General features: G+C 68.8%; 17 protein-coding genes. 4 read left to right on the forward strand and 13 right to left on the reverse strand.

Annotated elements, in window-relative coordinates; genetic code table 11:
* Positions 1-18: 18 nt before the first annotated feature.
* The 5 genes from BA895_RS21485 to BA895_RS21505 form a co-directional block, all read right to left on the reverse strand.
* On the reverse strand, positions 19-1,122 hold the full coding sequence (locus BA895_RS21485) for an ABC transporter ATP-binding protein (RefSeq protein WP_070193922.1): 1,104 nt from the start codon (positions 1,120-1,122) through the stop codon (positions 19-21).
* On the reverse strand, positions 1,119-1,991 hold the full coding sequence (locus tag BA895_RS21490; RefSeq protein WP_083283641.1) for an ABC transporter permease: 873 nt from the start codon (positions 1,989-1,991) through the stop codon (positions 1,119-1,121). Before BA895_RS21490 ends, BA895_RS21485 begins: the two co-directional genes overlap by 4 nt.
* A gap of 3 nt (positions 1,992-1,994) precedes the next feature.
* Positions 1,995-2,936: an ABC transporter permease gene (locus BA895_RS21495; protein ID WP_070193923.1), complete on the reverse strand. Its 942-nt coding sequence runs from the start codon at positions 2,934-2,936 to the stop codon at positions 1,995-1,997.
* 31 nt (positions 2,937-2,967) lie between these two features.
* On the reverse strand, positions 2,968-4,572 hold the full coding sequence (locus tag BA895_RS21500; protein WP_083283642.1) for an ABC transporter substrate-binding protein: 1,605 nt from the start codon (positions 4,570-4,572) through the stop codon (positions 2,968-2,970).
* A 110-nt stretch (positions 4,573-4,682) separates the two neighbouring features.
* Positions 4,683-5,735: an ABC transporter ATP-binding protein gene (locus BA895_RS21505; RefSeq protein ID WP_070193925.1), complete on the reverse strand. Its 1,053-nt coding sequence runs from the start codon at positions 5,733-5,735 to the stop codon at positions 4,683-4,685.
* 286 nt (positions 5,736-6,021) lie between these two features.
* Between BA895_RS21505 and BA895_RS21510 the strand changes: the two genes are divergently transcribed.
* Positions 6,022-6,843 (forward strand): SDR family NAD(P)-dependent oxidoreductase, encoded by an 822-nt coding sequence (locus BA895_RS21510; protein WP_083283643.1) that lies wholly within the window; start codon positions 6,022-6,024, stop codon positions 6,841-6,843.
* 40 nt (positions 6,844-6,883) lie between these two features.
* Here the strand turns inward: BA895_RS21510 and BA895_RS21515 are convergent, their stop codons facing one another.
* The 4 genes from BA895_RS21515 to BA895_RS21530 form a co-directional block, all read right to left on the reverse strand.
* Complete coding sequence (locus tag BA895_RS21515; protein ID WP_070193927.1) at positions 6,884-7,348, reverse strand: hypothetical protein; 465 nt, start codon at positions 7,346-7,348, stop codon at positions 6,884-6,886.
* A 1-nt stretch (position 7,349) separates the two neighbouring features.
* Positions 7,350-8,459 (reverse strand): molybdopterin-dependent oxidoreductase, encoded by a 1,110-nt coding sequence (locus BA895_RS21520; RefSeq protein WP_070193928.1) that lies wholly within the window; start codon positions 8,457-8,459, stop codon positions 7,350-7,352.
* Between the two features lie 202 nt (positions 8,460-8,661).
* Positions 8,662-8,949 carry a DUF427 domain-containing protein gene (locus tag BA895_RS21525; protein WP_070194048.1) on the reverse strand — a complete coding sequence of 96 codons (288 nt, stop codon included), beginning with the start codon at positions 8,947-8,949 and terminating at the stop codon, positions 8,662-8,664.
* A gap of 77 nt (positions 8,950-9,026) precedes the next feature.
* Positions 9,027-9,653 carry a hypothetical protein gene (locus BA895_RS21530; RefSeq protein ID WP_070193929.1) on the reverse strand — a complete coding sequence of 209 codons (627 nt, stop codon included), beginning with the start codon at positions 9,651-9,653 and terminating at the stop codon, positions 9,027-9,029.
* Positions 9,654-9,704: 51 nt separating this feature from the next.
* Between BA895_RS21530 and BA895_RS21535 the strand changes: the two genes are divergently transcribed.
* Positions 9,705-10,427: a VOC family protein gene (locus tag BA895_RS21535; protein ID WP_070193930.1), complete on the forward strand. Its 723-nt coding sequence runs from the start codon at positions 9,705-9,707 to the stop codon at positions 10,425-10,427.
* A gap of 15 nt (positions 10,428-10,442) precedes the next feature.
* On the opposite strand, the gene BA895_RS21540 is transcribed toward BA895_RS21535, so the two are convergent.
* The 4 genes from BA895_RS21540 to BA895_RS21555 form a co-directional block, all read right to left on the reverse strand.
* A complete protein-coding gene (locus BA895_RS21540) occupies positions 10,443-11,252 on the reverse strand; it encodes a zinc metalloprotease (RefSeq protein WP_175442409.1) in 810 nt (269 codons plus the stop codon).
* A gap of 290 nt (positions 11,253-11,542) precedes the next feature.
* Positions 11,543-12,529, reverse strand: a complete 987-nt coding sequence (locus BA895_RS21545) for an NAD(P)-dependent oxidoreductase (RefSeq protein ID WP_070193932.1) — start codon at positions 12,527-12,529, stop codon at positions 11,543-11,545.
* On the reverse strand, positions 12,526-15,087 hold the full coding sequence (locus BA895_RS21550; RefSeq protein ID WP_254666599.1) for an alpha/beta fold hydrolase: 2,562 nt from the start codon (positions 15,085-15,087) through the stop codon (positions 12,526-12,528). Before BA895_RS21550 ends, BA895_RS21545 begins: the two co-directional genes overlap by 4 nt.
* 38 nt (positions 15,088-15,125) lie before the next feature.
* A complete protein-coding gene (locus tag BA895_RS21555) occupies positions 15,126-16,148 on the reverse strand; it encodes a 3-oxoacyl-ACP synthase III (RefSeq protein ID WP_070193933.1) in 1,023 nt (340 codons plus the stop codon).
* 194 nt (positions 16,149-16,342) lie between these two features.
* On the opposite strand from BA895_RS21555, the gene BA895_RS21560 reads away from it, so the two are divergent.
* Positions 16,343-17,491 (forward strand): LacI family DNA-binding transcriptional regulator, encoded by a 1,149-nt coding sequence (locus BA895_RS21560; RefSeq protein ID WP_070193934.1) that lies wholly within the window; start codon positions 16,343-16,345, stop codon positions 17,489-17,491.
* Between the two features lie 158 nt (positions 17,492-17,649).
* Positions 17,650-18,192 (forward strand): Dps family protein, encoded by a 543-nt coding sequence (locus BA895_RS21565; protein WP_070193935.1) that lies wholly within the window; start codon positions 17,650-17,652, stop codon positions 18,190-18,192.
* The last annotated feature ends 9 nt before the right edge of the window (positions 18,193-18,201 follow it).

Here is an 18,201-nt window from a genome sequence, read left to right on the forward strand (position 1 = left end):
GTCTTGGGTGTGAGACGTTCAGCGGGCTGCCCAGAAGTCCATGGGTTCCACCAGGGACGATCGGGGCGGTGTCTCCTGGCCCGACCGGGACGGGGGTTGAAGGTCGATCTCCTGGTGCCTGCGACACCGGACACCGGCCGGCGAGCCTGCAGCGCCGGCCACCAGCAGCTCCGTCGTCCACGTCGAGCAGCCTTCGTCGGCGAACGTGCAGCGGGGCAGGAACCGGCACGTGTCGGGAAGGTCGATGAGGCGCGGTGGAGAGCCAGAGATCGCGGTGAGCGGCTGGTCGCGCGGCACTGCGCCAGGAAGCGACTTCAGGAGCGCATTCGTGTAGGGGTGCCGTGGGGTGTGCAGGAGCGTGGCCGTCTCGGCGAGCTCGACCACCTGACCCCCGTACATGACAGCGACGCGATCGCACACCTGGGCGATCACGGACAGGTCGTGGCTGACCAGCACCAGGCTCGTACCCAGGTCTCGCTGCAGGTCGACGAGCAGGCTGAGAATCTGGTCCTGGATGATGACGTCGAGCGCGGTGGTCGGCTCGTCGGCGATGAGAACACGAGGGTCACCGGCCAACGCGATGGCGATCAGGGTGCGTTGCAGCATGCCGCCGCTGAACTGGTGCGGGTAGTCGCGCATTCGCTTCTGCGGGTTCGGAATACCCACTCTGGTCATCAGCTCGACGATCCGCTCGAACCGTTGCGACTTCGGCATCGACGAGTGCGCAGCGATGGCTTCGGCGATCTGGTCGCCGATGCGGTGCACCGGGTTGAGCGAGGTCATCGGGTTCTGCGGAATCATGGAGATGTAGGTGCCCCAGTGCTTGCGCATGACACCCCGCCCGGCATCGAGCACGTTCTCGTCCATCACCCCGGGGTAGGTGACCGACCCCGTGTGGCGGGCCTGGGCCGAGGGCATCAGTCCCAGCAGCGACCGGCAGGTGACGGTCTTGCCGCTGCCGGTCTCGCCGACGATGCCGAGCACCTCTCCCGACCGCAGTGTCAGTGACACATGGTCGACGGGGGTGACGATGCCCCCGGAGGTCGGGATCGTGACGGAGACGTCGTTGGCCTCGAGCAGGACGGCTGCCTGAGGGGCGGTCACGGTGTGGTCGGTTCTCATCGCTTGGTCCTCAACAGGTCTGACAGTCCGTCACCGACGAGGCTCAGGCCCACGCCCAGCACCACCAGCGCGGCTCCGGGCACCAGCGACAGCCACCAGTTCGACAGGATGAAGTTCTGACCCGACGAGATCATCGAACCCCACTCCGGGGTGGGCTCGGGGATGCCGACCCCGAGGTAGCCGAGCGAAGCGCCCAGCAGCACGTTGCCGACGGCGTCGACCATGGCGAAGATGATCACACCGGGCAGCACACTCGGCAGCAGGTGGCGCGACAGGATCCGCAGGTGGGAGAACCCGAGCGCCTTCGCCGCCACGACGTAGCCGTACTGGTTGGCCGAGAGCGTCTGCCCGTGGGAGATGCGCGCGTAGCTGACCCAGCTGACCACCCACAGGGCGATGAACAGGTTGATCAGGCTGGTCCCGAGCGCAGCGATGATCGCGATGACGAGCACGATGAACGGGAAGGCGAAGAACAGGTCGACGATACGCATGACGACGGCGTCGGTCCGACCGCCGATGTGCGCAGACACCACCCCGACCACGGTGCCGACCACCAGGGTCACAGCGGTGGCGCCGAACGCGATGGCGAGGTCGTAGCGGCCACCGTAGATGACGCGCGTCCAGAGGTCTCGGCCGTACTCGTCCGTGCCCAGAAAATGGCCAGGGGAGAAGAGCGGGGCCAGGGGGTTCGTGGCGTCCACGGCGATCGGGGAGTACGACGTGAAGAGCGGAGCTCCGAAGCACACGACGATCATCACGAGCAGGATCGCGACGCCGAGCGCCAGCGACACGTTTCCGCTGAGCCCGGGCAGCAGCGGGCGACGGGGAGTGGTTCGGGTGGACGGTCGTCCGAAAAGGGTGAGGGTCATGGTCTAGGCCGCCGCGAGTCGGGGATCCATGGCCACGTGGACCAGGTCGGTGAGCAGGTTGGCTGCGAGGACGAACAGCGCGAAGAGCAGGGTCAGACCCTGGACCACCGGGTAGTCGCGGGTCGAGACCGAGTTGACGAGCAGCGAGCCCAGGCCGGGGATCGAGAAGACGTTCTCGATGACGACCGTGCCGCCCACGAGAAAGGCCAGGTTGACCCCGAAGACGACGACGACCTTCATGCCGGCGTTGCGCAGGATGTGGCGTGAGACCACCCGGCGCCACGACACTCCCTTGAGCAGTGCGGTCGTCACGTAGTCGGCGTCCAGCGTCTCGATCACGCTGGCGCGCAGCGAACGCACCAGCACGGTTGAGAACGGGATGGCGATCGTGATCGACGGCAGAATCAGGTGTTGCACGTGCTCGAGGAATCCGTCGCCGAAGCCGCTGATCGGCAGGATCGGCACCTTGACCCCGAACACGAGGATGAGCAGAACCCCGAGCAGGAAGCTCGGAAGGGCGTAGCCGATCAACAGGAAGACCCGGCTGCCCTGGTCGGCGATGCCGCCCCGGTGCAGCCCCACGTAGAGCCCCGTGGGGATGGCGATGACCGCCGTGAAGAGCCCGGCCTGGGCGATGAGGAACAGGGTGGGGACGAGCCCGTCCGAGACCAGCTGCCCGACCGAGGCGTTCAGGGAGTAGGAATGCCCGAACTGCCCGCTCAACGCGTTGGTGACGAAGATCCAGTACTGGGAGAGGACTGACTGGTCGAGACCCAGGTTGAGGCGGATCTGCGTCGCCGCCTCCGGGGTGTAGTGGTTGCCCAGGATGAGCGAGGCCGGGTCGCCCGGCACCATCCGGATCAGGACGAAGGACACGATGGTGATGCCGAAGATGATCGGCAGCATCTGCACCAGCCGTCGGCCGATGATCGCTATCCAGGCCATGGTGTCCTCCGTTCCTGATTCGTCATGGTTGTCAGTGCTTGTCGACCGTCAAGGTCAGGAGCGAGTCGTTGTAGTTGCCCAACGGTGAGGCCTTGAAGCCCTTGACCCACTTGCCGCTGGCGTACCGGAACGGGGGGTAGTTGATCGGCAGGTAGGGCACCTGGTCGTAGACGATCTTCTGGATCTGCCGGTACATCTCCTCGCGCTTGGCCACGTCCGGCTCCGACCGTGCATCCTTGGCGAGCTTCGTCGCCGTCGGGTCGCTCCAGCTGGTGTTGAAGGAGTTGGACCCGGCATCCACGACGACGCCGAAGGTGACGACCTCGTCGGGGTCGATGATGTCGTTGGTCCAGTAGCGCTCGCCCAGGCCGTACTCGCCGTTGCGCTCCTTGTCGTACGCCGTGACGAGCTCGTACGACTCGATCTTCACGTCGATGCCGATCTTGGCGAGCGAGTCCTTCAGCGACACCGCCTGGGCCTGTCCGGCTGCGTCGCCGCTCACCGTCACCAGGTTGGTGCTGAAGCCGTTGGGGAACCCGGCGTCGGCCATCAGCTGTTTGGCCTTGGCGAGGTCGACCGTCGGCTCAGGGAGCTGGTCGTTCCAGTAGAGCATCTTGTACGGCATGAACGAGGTTGCCGGGGTGCCGGTGTCGCTGTACGCCAGCTTGTTGATCTGCTTGAGGTCAGCGGCCGCCTGGACGGCTTGCCGTACCCGCACGTCGGAGAAGTGCTTGTCCTTGGTGTTCATCTGGATGAAGTCGACGCGGGTAGACGGGAAGAGGTCGACCTGCAGCTTCGGGTTCGCCTCGATCTGCTTGGTGAGGTTGCCCGGGGGGTTCTCGATCACGTCGACGTCGCCACTCTGCAGGGCCAGAACTCGCGCGTTGTCGTTCGTGATGATCTTGATCTTGACGTTCTTGATCTTGGGCGCGGTGCCGTAGTAGTTGTCGTTGCGGACCAGGTCGATCTCCGACGTCGGCGCGTAGGTGCTGACGGCGAACGGACCACTGCCCACGGGCTTGGTGAAGAACTTGTCACCCTGTGCCTTCACCAGCTTCTCGGGGAGCACGGAGTAGGCGTACATGGCGAGGTCGGCCAACAGGGGGGCGTGGGGCTTCGAGAGCTTCACGACGACCGTCTTCGCATCGGGCGCGCTCACCTCCTTGACCGCGGTGATCAGAAACCCCCACCCGCCGTCGTAGGCCTTGGCCCGGTCGATGGAGAACTTCACGTCGGAGGCCAGCACCGGGGAGCCGTCCGAGAACTTGGCGTCGCGCAGGTGGAACGTGTACGTGAGGGCGTCGCTCGAGACCTCCCAGTCCGTGGCGAGGTCGGGAACGATCTTCTTTCCCTCCGGGTCGGCTTGCACCAGGCCGCTGTACAGGTTCTGGTCGAGCCAGATCGACTCGTTGACCGAGGCGACCTGCGGGTCGAGGGTGTCGACCTTCACCGGGTTGGCGATGATGAGGGTGTCGACCTCGCTGGCACCGGCACCGCCGGTTCCTGGGTTGGTGCTGGGCGTGCCGGGGTCCGAGCTGCACGCGCTGAGCGCAAGCGCGCCGACCACTGCGGCGGCCAGACCTGTGCGGCGCCACCGACGACTGGAGTTGTCCAGTCCGGGCAGTTGAGTTGTCATGCTGGTCTCCTTGTGAGCGAGTGGGGGTGCTGGGTGGGCGTCAGAGCGGTGGTCCCGAGGGAGCCGTCGAAGCCGTCGAGGCCGTCGAGGGGCCGGATTGACAGCGGGGTCTAGGGGTGGGGTTCCTCCGCAGGGTTGGGGGTGGGCAGCTCGTTGTGGGTGGCCGGTGGCCCGGTGTGCAGATGGCAGGCCACGGTTCGTTCCGGCGATGGACGGATCGTGACGGGCACCACGCGCCGGCAGATGTCCATCGCCTGTGGGCACCTCGGGTGGAAGACACAGCCCGACGGGGGAGTGATGGCGTTGGGCATGTCACCGGTGAGCGCCGGAGTGCGCGCCTGTCTGGTCGTGTCGAGGTCAGGAGCCGCGTCGAGCAGTGCCTTGGTGTACGGGTGCAGGGGTCGGCGGAAGAGGTCGATGGTCGATGCCTCCTCGACCACCCGGCCCAGGTACATCACGGCGATACGGTCGCTCAGGCGACGGACCACGGCGAGGTCGTGGGTGATGAACACGTAGGCGAGGCCGAGCTCGGCGCGGAGCTTCTCGAAGAGGTTGAGCACCTGAGCCTGAACGGAGACGTCGAGCGCAGAGACGGGCTCGTCGGCCACGATCAGTCGGGGCCGAACCGCCAGGGCGCGGGCGATGCTCACTCTCTGACGACCGCCTCCACTCAGCTGGTCGGGGCGCTGGTCGGCGAGGTCGGCTGGGAAGGCGACGGTCTCGAGCAGACGGATGGCCTCGTCGCGACGGCCTGAGCGCGACAGGTCGCCGTGCACGACCAAGACCTCTTCGATGGACTTGGAGACCGACTGGTAGGGGTTGAGCGTCGAGTACGGGTCTTGCAGGATGATCTGGATTCGCTGGCGCAGCTGCGCGGACCGCTGCCGGGTTGGGGTCAGGATGCTCTCTCCCTCGTAGCGGATGTCGCCGCCGGTGGGTGTCTCGAGCCTGAGCAGCAGTCGGCCCAGGGTGCTCTTCCCTGACCCGGTCTCGCCGACGACGCCGAGCGTCTGGCCGGCGCGAACCCCGACGCTCACGCCGTCGACCGCCTTGAGGGCCTGTTCGGGCTCGCGTCGAGCCTGCTCCAGGGGGGTACGTCGCACCGGGTAGTGCTTGCTCAATCCCTCGGTCTGCAAGAGGAACCCATCGTCGTTGCCGGTCATGGCAGCGAGGCCCGCCTTCCTGAGATGGTGGTGCTGCTGGCGTGGCTGCTCTCTCACCCTGGTCGAGCACAGCGACTATGAGAAGTGACTGTAGGTCGGTTGTCGACAATCAGTCAACGGTTGTGAACGAGAATCTTCGGCCCTTCGTATACTTCTTCCCAGTCGTTGCCGATTGTCGACAATCAGACTACGGTCGCTCAACATCACTTGGTGCTGAGCTCTCTTCCTGACGGTGAAGGAGGGCGCAGGCCGAGCACCGCGCCGATCCCAAGACAGGAAACCCACCATGGATGTTCGCTACGAGTTCTCAAACAGGACAGCTGTGGTCACCGGTGCATCCCGGGGAGTGGGTCGAAGCATCGTTGCCTCGTTCGTGGCCGCCGGCGCGCGGGTGGTTGCCGCTGACCGCGATGAGGCGGGCTTGCGCGAGACGTGTTCCCCGCACGGCGACCGGGTGCTGCCGGTCGTCGCCGACATCAGCACGGCAGCCGGTGCGCAGGACGTGGTGCACGCCGCCGTCACTCACTTCGGCAGACTGGACGTCTGCGTCAACAATGCCGCAGTCGCGCCACACGCCAGCCTGCTCGAAGAGAGGGTGGAGGTGTGGGACACCGTCTACGCCGTCAACTGTCGTGGCACCTTTCTCATGACCCAAGCCGCCGCCCGAATCATGATCACGCAGGGCGAGGGTGGACGGATCGTCAACTTCTCGTCGGGTGTCAGCAGCGTGGGGTCAGCCGGTGCAGCCGCCTACGCCAGCAGCCGGGCGGCCACCGAGAGCTTCACACGGGTGGCCGCGATCGAGCTGGCACCACACGAGATCCTCGTCAACTGCGTGAGCCCTGGGTTGATCGACACCCAGCCCAAGCCGCTGCCGCCCTCGATGGCGCAGGGCCTCTCGAAACGAATCCCCACGCTGCCGCTGGCCCGGCCCGGCCTGCCGGAGGAGGTCGCCAACCTGGTGCTCTGGCTGTGTTCGTCAGGAGCCAGCTATGTGACCGGTGCCGTGCTGCCCGTTGACGGCGGGGCTGGGGTCGGGAAGCGGGCGGGGCAACCCATCGTCGACGACGACAACCGATACGACTGGGTCACCGGCCGGCGTCGGTAGTCCGAGCCCGTCGCCACCTGCCGACGGCTCGGGACTGGGGCTAGAGGCGCTCGGGCGACGGCTCGGCCCCGGCAGCAGTCTTGGCGCTACGGGTGTTGCGGGTGTCACGGGCGACACGCAGGGCGTAGAGCACCAGGCTCGCAGCCGCGACCAGGCCGAGCAAGATCGTCAGGTTGCCCCCGAAGCTCTGCTGCAGGATGGCTTTGCTGGGCGGCTCCTGCCCGGCACGAAGGATCAAGGGGATCGCGACCGCGGTGATCAGGCCGCCTGCGATCAGGCCCCCCTGCACGTACCGGCGGCCCCGGGCCGGAACGGCGCGCCCGATGAACCAGCCGACCGCGATCACCGCAGGCGACAGGATGCCGTCATGGATCACGACGGCGCCGATCATCCAGCCGGCCAGCACGACCAGGTTGCCGACCGGTACCTCGGTGAGCAGCCGAAAGACCCCGAAGAGCCCGAGCAGGATGCCGGAGGCCGCGAAGGAGATGCGCCATGCCTTCATCTCAGACCACCTCGATCCGGGCCAGCCACTTGGTGTTGAGCACGCCGGCCCGGTTGGGCGCGATCAGGCGCAGTGGGTATCCGTGGTCGAGGTTCAGTCGCTCGCCGTTCAGGTGGGTGGCGAGCAGAGCCGCTGACACCTGAGGGCCCAGCACTGTGCTCCGCGCGAACTGGCTGCCCTGCTGCAGGGAGATCACCTCGACCCGCGAGCCGGCATCGCCGCCCGCCCGCGCCACGAGGTCGAGCAGGGGGATGCCGCGCCAGTGGGCGCCGACGCTCCATCCCTCCACACAGGTGATCGGCAGGTCGGCCTCCGACCGAGCGAGGTCGTCGAGCTCGGCGAGCGTCACCGTGAACGGCGTGCGACCGTTCACCTGAAGCGTCCAACGCTGGTCAACTGCTACCGCTTGCACGCCGGCCTGTTGGGCGGTGGTGTTGACCGGCACCCGTTGGGGCCCCTTGTTCCACTGGCGCACCGCGAGCAGCCCGACCGGCTCGAGCGGCGCCACGGTCTGGCCGATCGACGTGACCACCACCGCGCCGACCCCGGCGCCGGCGGCGACCAACACCCCTCTTCGAGTCAGGGCTGGTGTCGGCGGTGGTGGCACCTCTCCGGCGTTGCTGTGCGCCAAGGGGTTCTGGTCCCAAGGGGTCTCGGTCAGCACATCAGCCTGTGGGAGCCGGGCCTGGAGACCGTAACGGATGTCGGGCAGCTTGAGGCCCACGTGCAGCAGGATCGAGCCGATCAGCACGTAGGCCAGGAAGCGGTGGACAGCGACGAAGTCCCATGGCCAGGCGTACCAGTTGAGCACGTTGAGGAAGCCGGTGGTCAGCTGAACCAGCGCCGATGCGACCAGCACGAACACCGAGAGTCGTTCGGCTGCGTGCTTCAGAGACGTGACGGCCGGCCAGCGGAACAGGTTCGGATAGACCGACCACAGCTTGACCAGCACCAGTGGAAGGGTCGCGATGCCGGTGATCACGTGCGTGCCCTGCGTCACCCGGTAGAGCCAGACAGGGCTCGCAGGCTCAGGCAGCCAGGCCCACGGCTGATACTGGTAGTGGCTGAGCAGGCCTGTGACGAAACAGGTGCCGAAGAAGATTGCGAGCATCCGCCCCAGTCGCGCCGTCAAGGCGGTCGAACGGAGCGGGCTGCTGAATCGGGGCCAAGCGGCGGGACGCTCGCGGGGCGACACAGTCACATCGGGCATACCGACATGGTGCTGTCAGGGCGAGGTGCCCACCAGAGGTTTGCGCCTTACATGACGGTGACGCCGCCGGCTGGCCGTTCGCCAGACCGAGGGCCCGTCTTGATCAGACCTTGGGGGAGACTTTGACGCCACGCCAGAACGCGACCCGGTCGCGGATGGACTCCGCCTTCGCCTTCGGCTCCGGGTAGTACCAAGCCGCATCGGGGTTGGTCTCGCCGTCGACCGTCACCGAGTAGTACGACGCGGTGCCCTTCCACGGGCACACGGTGTGCGAGTCGGTGGGGTGCAGCACCCCTTCGGCCACAGCCGATGTGGGGAAGTAGTGGTTGTTCTCGACGACCACCGTGTCATCTGACTCTGCGATGACCTGTCCGTTCCAGACTGCCTGCATCAGTTCGCTCATGGGAGGGGCAACGCCGGAGCCGGTGCTCGGTGTTCCCGCGCCCGACGAGGCACCCGGTCGCCGGCTCAGGCCAGCAGCGGGTAGGCGAGCAGTGACGAGCCCGCCCCGACCAGTCCACCCACGAGAACCTGACCTATGGTGTGCCGACCGGATCGCACGCGTGCCCAGGCGACCAGCACCGTGAGGGGCGCCATCCCGATGAGAGTGAGCGGGCCGAAGGTGAGGGCGAGCACACCAGCAGACCCTGCGACCTCCCCAGTGTGGAAAGAGGCCTTGTACAGGTGCGTGACGACCGACATGACGACCAGGCCGGCCAGCATGGCCGCCACGAGGGCGACCAGCGGCTTCGGGGCGTTCAGCACGAGCAGAAGCAGAAACCCGGTCACGACGGAGACGGCAGCGACCGCCAGTGGCGCGCGGCGCTGCTCGCGAACGAGCAGATGGCGATCGGCCACCCTGCCCTGTCGCAACATCACGAGGAGCGCGACGTACGGCAGGCCGACGCAGAAGCCGGTAGCGACCAGAGCCCAGCCCAGCCCCGACCACATCGAGGCCGCGGACCGCACCGACACCAGCAGTGCCGTCACCGTGACGACCACGGCCGGGTCGGCGACTGCTGCGACCGCGTCCGACACTGCGGACGGTCTCGCCTCCCGAAGGCGAAGGACATCGGGGTGGGTGTCCGGAACCATCGAGCCAGCCTAGGCGGCAGATCGGGGCAACCGAGCATCTACGGTGAGTCCGTGTACCTCGAGAACCTCGTCTTCGACGCCCTGGAACCGCAACGCCTGGGCCGCTTCTGGGAGGCGGCCCTGGGGACCCAGCAGCTGACCGACACCCCAGAATGCTACGAGACCCGGTTGCGGGTGCCGGACGGGCCGGACCTCGACCTGTGCTTCCAACGTGTGGCCGAGCGGCCGGGGGACGGGCTTCGGCTGTACCTCGACCTGTGTGGGGGCCGCGAACCGGCGCGTGTCGTCGATCGCCTTCTGAGCCAGGGTGCCAGCCATCTCGACATCGGGCAGCAGAACTCGCCCTGGGTGGTGCTGGCAGACCCCGAGGGAAACCCGTTCCGCGTCATGGCGCCCCGGCCGGCCTACGTCGACACGGGTCCGATCGCGGCGCTGCCGGTCGACTCGAGCGACCCCGAGCGCGACGCCGGCTTCTGGGCGTGGTTGACCGGATGGGTGGCGGGCACCGGCGAGGCGGCGGAGACCTTGCGGCATCCGTCACGACACGGCTTGCTGCTGCAGTTCGGCGATGAACCGGGGCCGAAGCCGCACGTCAAGAACCGGCTGCATCTTGACGTGCGACTCGAACCCTCCGACGACCTGGAGTGCGTGCTGAAGGAGGTGTGTGACCGTGGCGGTCAGCGGTTGGATCCCGACTGGGGAGACCTTCCGTGGCGGGTGTGCGCCGACCCGTCGGGCAACGAGTTCTGCCTGCTACCCGCCCGCCTCACCTGACGAGCCCGCAGCCGGTCACACGGCCGGGTCGCGGTAGGCGAGCCAGCTGAGCAGCATCCGCAACGACTGTCCCTCGGTGAACTGGTCGAGGCAGGGGTCGTCGCCGTAGCTCATGAAGTTGTGCACGGGGTCTTTGCCCGGCTGCTGGCAGGTGTTCAGCGACTCGTCGCAGTAGAAGATGTTGTCACCATCGGCCTGGTAGGGAGTGTCGGCCACGAAGTCGCCAGGTTTCGAGCAGCCGTTCTCGAATGTGTGGGCGAGGCCCAGCCAGTGCCCGATCTCGTGGGTGGCCGTGTCGCCCTCGTTGTACGGGGCGGCGCTCCCGCCGGGCAGGCTCTCGTTCAGCAGCACGACGCCATCGCGGAAGCCGACCTGGTCCTGGGGGTAGTACGCGTAGCCCAGCAGGCCGTCGCTCAGCCCCGTGACGTACATGTTGAGGTCGTCGTAGCCACCCCGGTGCAACGCCTTCTTGGCGGGCTTGTCATCGCTGTCCGACCAGTTGTACCAGTTGGTGTTGGGCGTGACGTCGTACGACTTGAGCACGAACCGGAACGGGGTGAAGGCCGAGCCGGATGCCGTCTTGCCGGCGTAGGCGCGGTTGAGCACCTTGATCTGGTCGAGCACCATCTTGGGCGTTGCGCCGCCCGTTCCGTTGTTCCGGGTGATGACGTGCACCCGCACGTCGATCGTGATGGTCTTGAACTTGGCGGTAGCTGCCCTCGTGGCGAGGCCACGCTGCTGGACCCGCTGTTGGAGGGCGGCGTCCCACGTCTTCGACTGGGCCAGTGACATGGAGTTCGGGTCGACCCCGGCGTAACCGGCCATGACCCTGGCATCGGCCCCGGCTGCCGCCGGGGCGGTCGAGCACGCGGCCCTGGCGGGCGAGGACGTCGTGGCATCGGCCGCTACGGTCACCGTGCCGCCACTCGCAAGAAGGGCTGTCGTGGCTACGGCAACCGATGCGAAGGATGCTGCGCGACGCTTTCCTCTGTACGTCGCAAGACCACCGCTCATGTTCGTCTCCTCTGGTCGGGTGGGGATGTCCTCACTCGATGAGGGTCCCGACTCGCGGGGTCGGGGTCAAGGAAAACCGTCAGCGAATATTCAGCCGGCGGTCAGGTGGTGCCGAAGGAGTCGGCCAGCTCAGCGAGCCCCTGCTCGAGGCTCACGGCGGGCGTCCACTTCAGCAGCTCGCGGGTTCGGCGCTGGTCGAACCAGTGGGCTGTCGACAGCTGCTCGGCGAGGAACCGGGTGAGGGGCGGGTCGCCGGGGGAGCCGCCGAACGGCAGCGCGAGCCGCGTGGCCCAGATCGCGTCGACGAGGCCGCCGACCAGGGCGGCAGCGGGGAAGGGCACGTGGCGCGTCGGTGTCGGGGCGCCCGCCGCACGGCAGATGTCGGCGATCAGCTCACCGACCGGCCGCGGTTCTCCGTTGCTCACGACGAGGGCCTGGCCGTGCGCCTCGCGGCAACGGTCGACGGCGGCAACGAGGGCATCGACGGCGTTGGTGACGTACGTGCTGTCGATGAGGGCGGCTCCCGAACCGATGATCGGCAGGCGCCCGCTTTGGGCCCGCTCGACGAGGCGACCCACCAGCTGGGTGTCACCGGGGCCCCAGACCAGGTGCGGCCGGATGGCGACCACCGCGAGCGTCTCTCCGTCGCCGCCGAGCGCCACCTGTTCGGCGTAGGCCTTGCTGCGGGCGTAGTGGCCCCGGGCCCCGGTCGGGTCGGCCACCTCGGCCCCCACTCCGACGAGGGAGGCGCCGGAGTGGGCGACGGACGGCGACGACACGTGGACCAGCCGTTCGACCCCGGACGCGGCGCACGCCTGGACCACCGACGCGGTGCCCTGAACGTTGGCCCGCTCGTAGTCGGCCCAGCGACCGGTGACGTTCACCTTGGCGGCCAGGTGCAGAACGGCATCGTGACCGGCCACGGCCGCCCTCATGGCTGCACGGTCGGCCACGTCGGCGAGCACCTCGGGCAGGGGCAGGCCCGACGGATGTCGCTGCAGCACGGTCACGTCATCACCTCGGGCGGCGAGCGCCAGCGCCGTCTGTCGCCCCAGCATCCCGCTGGCGCCGGTCACGAGAACCTTCACGGTCGACCCGCTCGCTTGCCCACGAGAACGCTTGTGGCCCAGTCAGATACACGAGATCTGTCGATCTTCGAGGCGTGCCTGATGTCGACGGGCAAGGCCCGAGCCACCAGTACCGCCGCCACGGGCACCCCGGCCGACGCCCGCACGGCGGCGGACAGGTCAGGGGCAGCCAGCCCGTCTCTGGGCTCGCCGGGCGGCGCGGTACCGGAGCGTACGACCACCACCACCGTCTGCTGGGTGGCAGCGGGACCGACACCCACGACGGCCGCCGTGTCTACCTGGGGGAGTGCCTCGATGCGCTGCTCCGGGCCGACCGGAGTGACCGGCCCGTCGGGGCCGGTCACGACGTGCACGAGGCGGCCCTCCACCCAGAGCCGACCGTCGTCGTCAAGGTGCCCGGCGTCGCCCGTGCGGTGCCAGCCCGAACTGTGGCGGCTCGCTCGTTCGGTCGCCCACAGCTGGTCGTAGCGGTCTTTGAGGTGGGCTGCCCTGACGCAGACCTCGCCGGTGACACCTGCCGTAACGGCCGGATCGCCGACGGCGCGTCCGTCCGCGTCGAGGGCGATCACCGCCACCGTGACCCCCGCCACCGGGTGACCGACACACACCCCGTCGCCGGCGCCCAGCGCCTCGATCTCGGTGAGCGAGATGTCGGCGACGGGCAGGCACTCGGTCATGCCGTACGGCGTGTGAGCCTCGGCCGCCGGCAGCACTTCGGTCATCGCACGCAACAAGGAGGCGGGTACCGGTGCGCCGGCCGACATGAGCAGTCGCACCCCCGCGAGTGCATGCCGGTGCTGCGGGGTCAGGTCGTGGGCCGTGGCCACGACGTTGCGCAACGCGGCGGGTGAGGCGAAGACGACCGTGCCGTCGACCGCCGACACGGCGTCGGCCAGGGCCGTTGCGGTCAGCGTGTCGGGAGCGGTGACGTCCATGTCGGGCACCGCCGAGCCCAGCCCTAGCGCCGGCCCGTAGAGAGCGAACGGAGCGAACGCGGCGACCAGACGGTCTTCGGTCGTGAGGCGGTAGGTCGTGCGCAGGGCGGCGAGCTGGGCGCGCAGCTGACCCTGGCGGTAGACGACACCCTTGGGTGGGCCAGTGGCGCCCGAGGTGAACAGCACCGCCATCTCGGGGTCGCCGTCCGGCGAAGGGAGTGCCGGTAGTGGCGTGGACCGTCCGCTGCGGGCGAGGTCGGCCAGGCTGTGAGCGGCGCCCACCAGCGCCATCGTGGCGCGGTCGAGTGGTCCCGCCGCGATGAGCTGGCCGGGCACGCCAGCCGCCCGGGCGAGCAGGAGACCCTTGGCGATGCCGATGACGTGGTCGGGGGCGCTGCCACGCAGGGCGCGACCCATTCGGCGCACACCGAGGCCGGCGTCGGCGACCACAACGGACGCGCCGACGCGCCAGCAGGCGTAGACCGCCGCACTCAGGTCGGCGCCGGGCGGGACGAGCATGGCGACCCGGTGGCCCGGGCGCACGCCTGCGCCGACCAGTCCCGCCGCAAGGTCTCGAACGGTCGACTCCAGCTGGGCGAACGACACCCTCCGTTCGTGGGCACCGAGCTCGACGATCGCCGTGGCGTGGTCGTTCGACCGGGCCGAGAGCGCCGCCCAGAGGGGTTCGCCGGCCGACTGGTCGGTCGGCGGTGGGTCGGATGCGTCGGCTTCCCTGTCGGCCTCGGGCAGGTCGGCGAGATCGGCGAGCCACTGCCACACGTGGGTGGCGGCCAGCGGGGCGTCCTCGGTGACCAGGTGCGAGGCCCCCTCGTAGCGGTGCACATCGGCGTGCGGCATCCGCTTGCGGAGGTCACGCAGGTAGACGTCGGAGAACACCGGGTCGCGGGGGCCCCAGAGCAGCAGCGCGGGCACGTCGGCGAGCTCAGAGAGTCGAGCCGCGATGTCGTCGAGCCGCGGCGCGCTCGGGTGCCTTGGGTCGAAGGGGATGTCGGCGACGAAGTCACCGACGGCCTGGCGGCGGAAGGCGGAGGCGTACGGCGCGGCGAAGGCGTCACGCACCTCTCGTGGCAGGGCCGGGCGAGACAAGGCGGTCGTGGCGCGCACGAAGGTGGGCGTCGCGACGCAGCTGGACTGGCGAACCCCCGGGGTGTGCGCGAGACGAATGAGGGCGGGCCCAGCGGCATCCGCGGGCTGGTGCACGGCGGTGTTGGTCAGCACGACCGCCCGCAGCTGGTCACGATGCTCGAGTGCCCACCCGAGCGAGATCGGGCCTCCCCAGTCGTGGGCCAGGGTCACGACCGGCCCGGTCAGGCCGAGGGCTTCGGTCAGGGAGCCGAGGTCATCGACCCGTTGGGCGAGCGTTCGTGGCGTGGTGCGCTCCGACCAGCCCATCCCGAGCTGGTCGACGGCTACGACGCGCCACCCGGGCGGTGCCTGGGCGATGAACCGCCGCCAGAGGAACGACCACGTCGGGTTGCCGTGCACGCAGAGCAGAGTGCCGATCGTGGGGGTGACGCCGTTGTCGAGCAGGTGCCAGGTGCGAGCGATGCCCTCGGCGTCGACGGCCCTGACGAGCCGCGACCACGCAGGGTCGACTCCCACCAGGGGAGGGGGCAGTCGTGCCGCGTCTGACGCCCTCGTCACCAGGCGATCTCGAGGCACGACACGTTGAGGCCCGAGCCGACGCCAAGAAGCACGACCCGGTCACCGGGGCTCAGCGAGTCGACCTGCGTAGCGAGGGTGAAGGCGATCGCGGCCGGGCCCATGTTGCCGCGCGTGGGGAAGGTCAGCGGCAGCCGGTCGGCCGGGATGTCGAGAGCTTTGCACATGGCTTTGGTGTGCACCTGCGAGATCTGGTGAGCGACGTAGCGGTCCATGTTCGACCATTCGAACTCGGCCTTGGCGTCGTTCCACGTGTCGCTGGCCAGGGCGATGCCCGCGTCGAGCAGGCCCCGGGTGTCGGTGCGCATCCACTCGAGGTCACCGACGCAGAGGTTGTGGTGCTCAGTGCCCGCGCGCGTTACGCCGCCGACGATGCGGTGACCCTCGGGGTGCAGGTCGGCCCGACCCAGCACCATCGCGGCCGCCCCGGAACCGAGGGTCAGGGTGGCGAACTGCGACATCACATCCTCGGCGGTGGCATCGGGGCCGGCCAGGCGCTCGATGGTGACCTCCTGGGTGTGCCGTGAGCTCTCCCCGTTGACGATCACGGCGTAGTCGATCTGGCCCGAGTCGATCATCGAGGCGGCCAGCTGCATGCCGTTGACGAAGCCGAGGCACGCGTTGGCGAGGTCGAAGTTGATGCAGCTCGTCGGCATGCCCATGTTGTGGTGGATCTCCACGGCCACCGAGGGCTCGAGGTGCTCCCGTGAGACCGACGTGTTGACCATGAGACCGACGCGTGACGGGTCGACGCCCGCCTCGGCGAGGGCCTTCGCGCCCGCAGTGGCCGCACCCTCGGTGAAGCTGACGCCCTCGGGCCACCAGCGTCGCTCGTGGATGCCGGCCAGCTTCGCGAGCATCCCGGGCTTCAGTCCCACGCGCTCATAGGTCGAGAGGAGCTGCCGGTCGAAGTCGTCGGAGGTGACCACCACCGGGGCGTCGACCGCGCAGACGGACAGCACCGCCGCGTTCGTGTGACGGTACGTTGCGTTTCCGCTCATCCTGGCCCCTTCGGCACTGGGTTCCGTGGCGGAACCGGTTGTTCGCTCACCCACCGGGAAAGTAGATCACGCTGGGGGTGGGTGAGAAGCGTGCGACCCACGGGCGGCGCGACGCCCGCCGGGAGCGTTCTCGGCGCGCTGATCAGGGTACTTGATCTCAGGCGTGGGCCCGACCGCCGCACTACAGTGCGCGCATGGACGGCAACCGGCCCGACCCCAGCCCCCGGCGGCCCACGATGGCCGACGTCGCTCGTCGGGCGGGCGTCTCCAGGGCCACCGTCTCGTTCGTCGTCAACGACACCCTCGGCCAGTCGATCGGGGCTCAGACCCGGCAACGGATCCACGACGCGGTGGCGGCGCTCGGCTACCGGCCGAACCGGGCGGCGCAAGGCCTGCGGACCCGACGGAGCGCGACGATCGGCTTCATCACCCACGAGACCCCGGAGCGCTCGTTCGCCGATCCGGCCGTCACCGGGGCCCACGACGTGGCAGACGAGTTCGGATCGCGCCTGTTGCTCGTCACCACCGGAGGATGCCCCGACCGGTTGCGGCAGTCGGTCGACGACCTGATCGACCGACAGGTCGACGCCATCATCCTGGCGACCTCGGGAACCCGCGCCGTCTCACTGCCGGACGGCGCCTGGCGCCTGCCCGTCGTGCTGCTCAACTGCTTCGAGGGCCACCCGGGCCACCCGGGTCGCCCCGGCCGGCTGACGCTGCCGCCCCGGCTGCCCACCCTGCTTCCTGACGAGCAGGCGGGGGGCGAGGCCGCGGCCCGACTCGCGATCGACGCCGGGCACCGCGACTTCGCCTTCCTGGCCGGCAAGGCCGACTCGTGGGCCACGGTCGAGCGGCTGGCCGGCTACCGCCTGGCCCTGACAGCGGCCGGATTCGACCCGCGTCGCCAGACGCTGGTTCACGGCCCCTACGAGATCGACGCAGGGCACGCCCTCGCCCGCCGGCTCGTCGCGACCGGGCCGCTGCCGACCGTCATCCTCTGCGGTAACGACCGGATGGCGGTCGGGGTGCTGCTCGCGCTGGCCCAGGCCGGCATCCGGGTGCCCGATGACGTGTCGGTGATCGGCTACGACGACCAGATCGGCCTGGCGTCGTCGCTTCGCCCGGCGCTGACGACGGTGCGCCTGCCCTACCTCGAGATGGGTCGGGCGGCCGCCGAGCAGCTGCTCTGCCCCGACCGTGACCCCGCCATGCCCGCTATGCCCACCACCACCACCACCATCACCATCACCACGACCCTGACCACTGCCACCACCGGGCTGCGCTGGCTGCCGTGCCTACCTGTCGTGCGCGACTCCCTCGGCCCACCCCGAACATCACCCTGATCATCACCCTGATCATCACCCTGACCCTCACCCTGAGGCACGCAAGGGCTGCACCGCGCTGTGGTGGCGCTCGTTGAGTAAGGCTCTCCTTTCTGGAACTGATCCAGAAAACGTGGTTGGCTGCAGACCTAGCCCGACCGACGATCAGGAGGATCTCGATGACCGACACGATCAAGCCCACCGCCCGCAAGAGCCCCAAGAAGCACGAGGCGAAGCCGCCGTTCCGCGCGTCGCAGGAGTTCGCCGACAACCTCCAGCGTCTCCACGTCGACCTGATCGACCTGCACCTGCAGGGGAAGCAGGCGCACTGGAACGTGGTGGGCAAGAACTTCCGCGACACCCACCTCGTGCTCGACGAGGTCGTCGACGCCGCCCGCGCCTTCTCCGACCAGGTCGCCGAGCGCATGCGTGCCGTCTACATCACCCCCGACGGTCGCGCAGCGACCATCGCCGCGCAGACCAGTCTCGCGCCCTACCCCGCCGACGAGATCGACACGGCCGAGACGGTCGACCTGATCACGGCGGCCCTCTACGCGGTTGTCGGCACGGCCCGCGACATCCACGAGGTCATCGACTCCGCCGACCCCACCACCGCCGACATCATCCACACCGTGCTCGAGCGCCTGGAGCAGCTGGCCTGGATGATCGACGCCGAGAACCGCATCGCCAACCGCAGCATCCCGCGCCCCGTTCACGAGTGAGTGCGACCC

The sequence above is a fragment of the Humibacillus sp. DSM 29435 genome (assembly GCF_001758225.1).
Classification (GTDB): domain Bacteria; phylum Actinomycetota; class Actinomycetes; order Actinomycetales; family Dermatophilaceae; genus DSM-29435.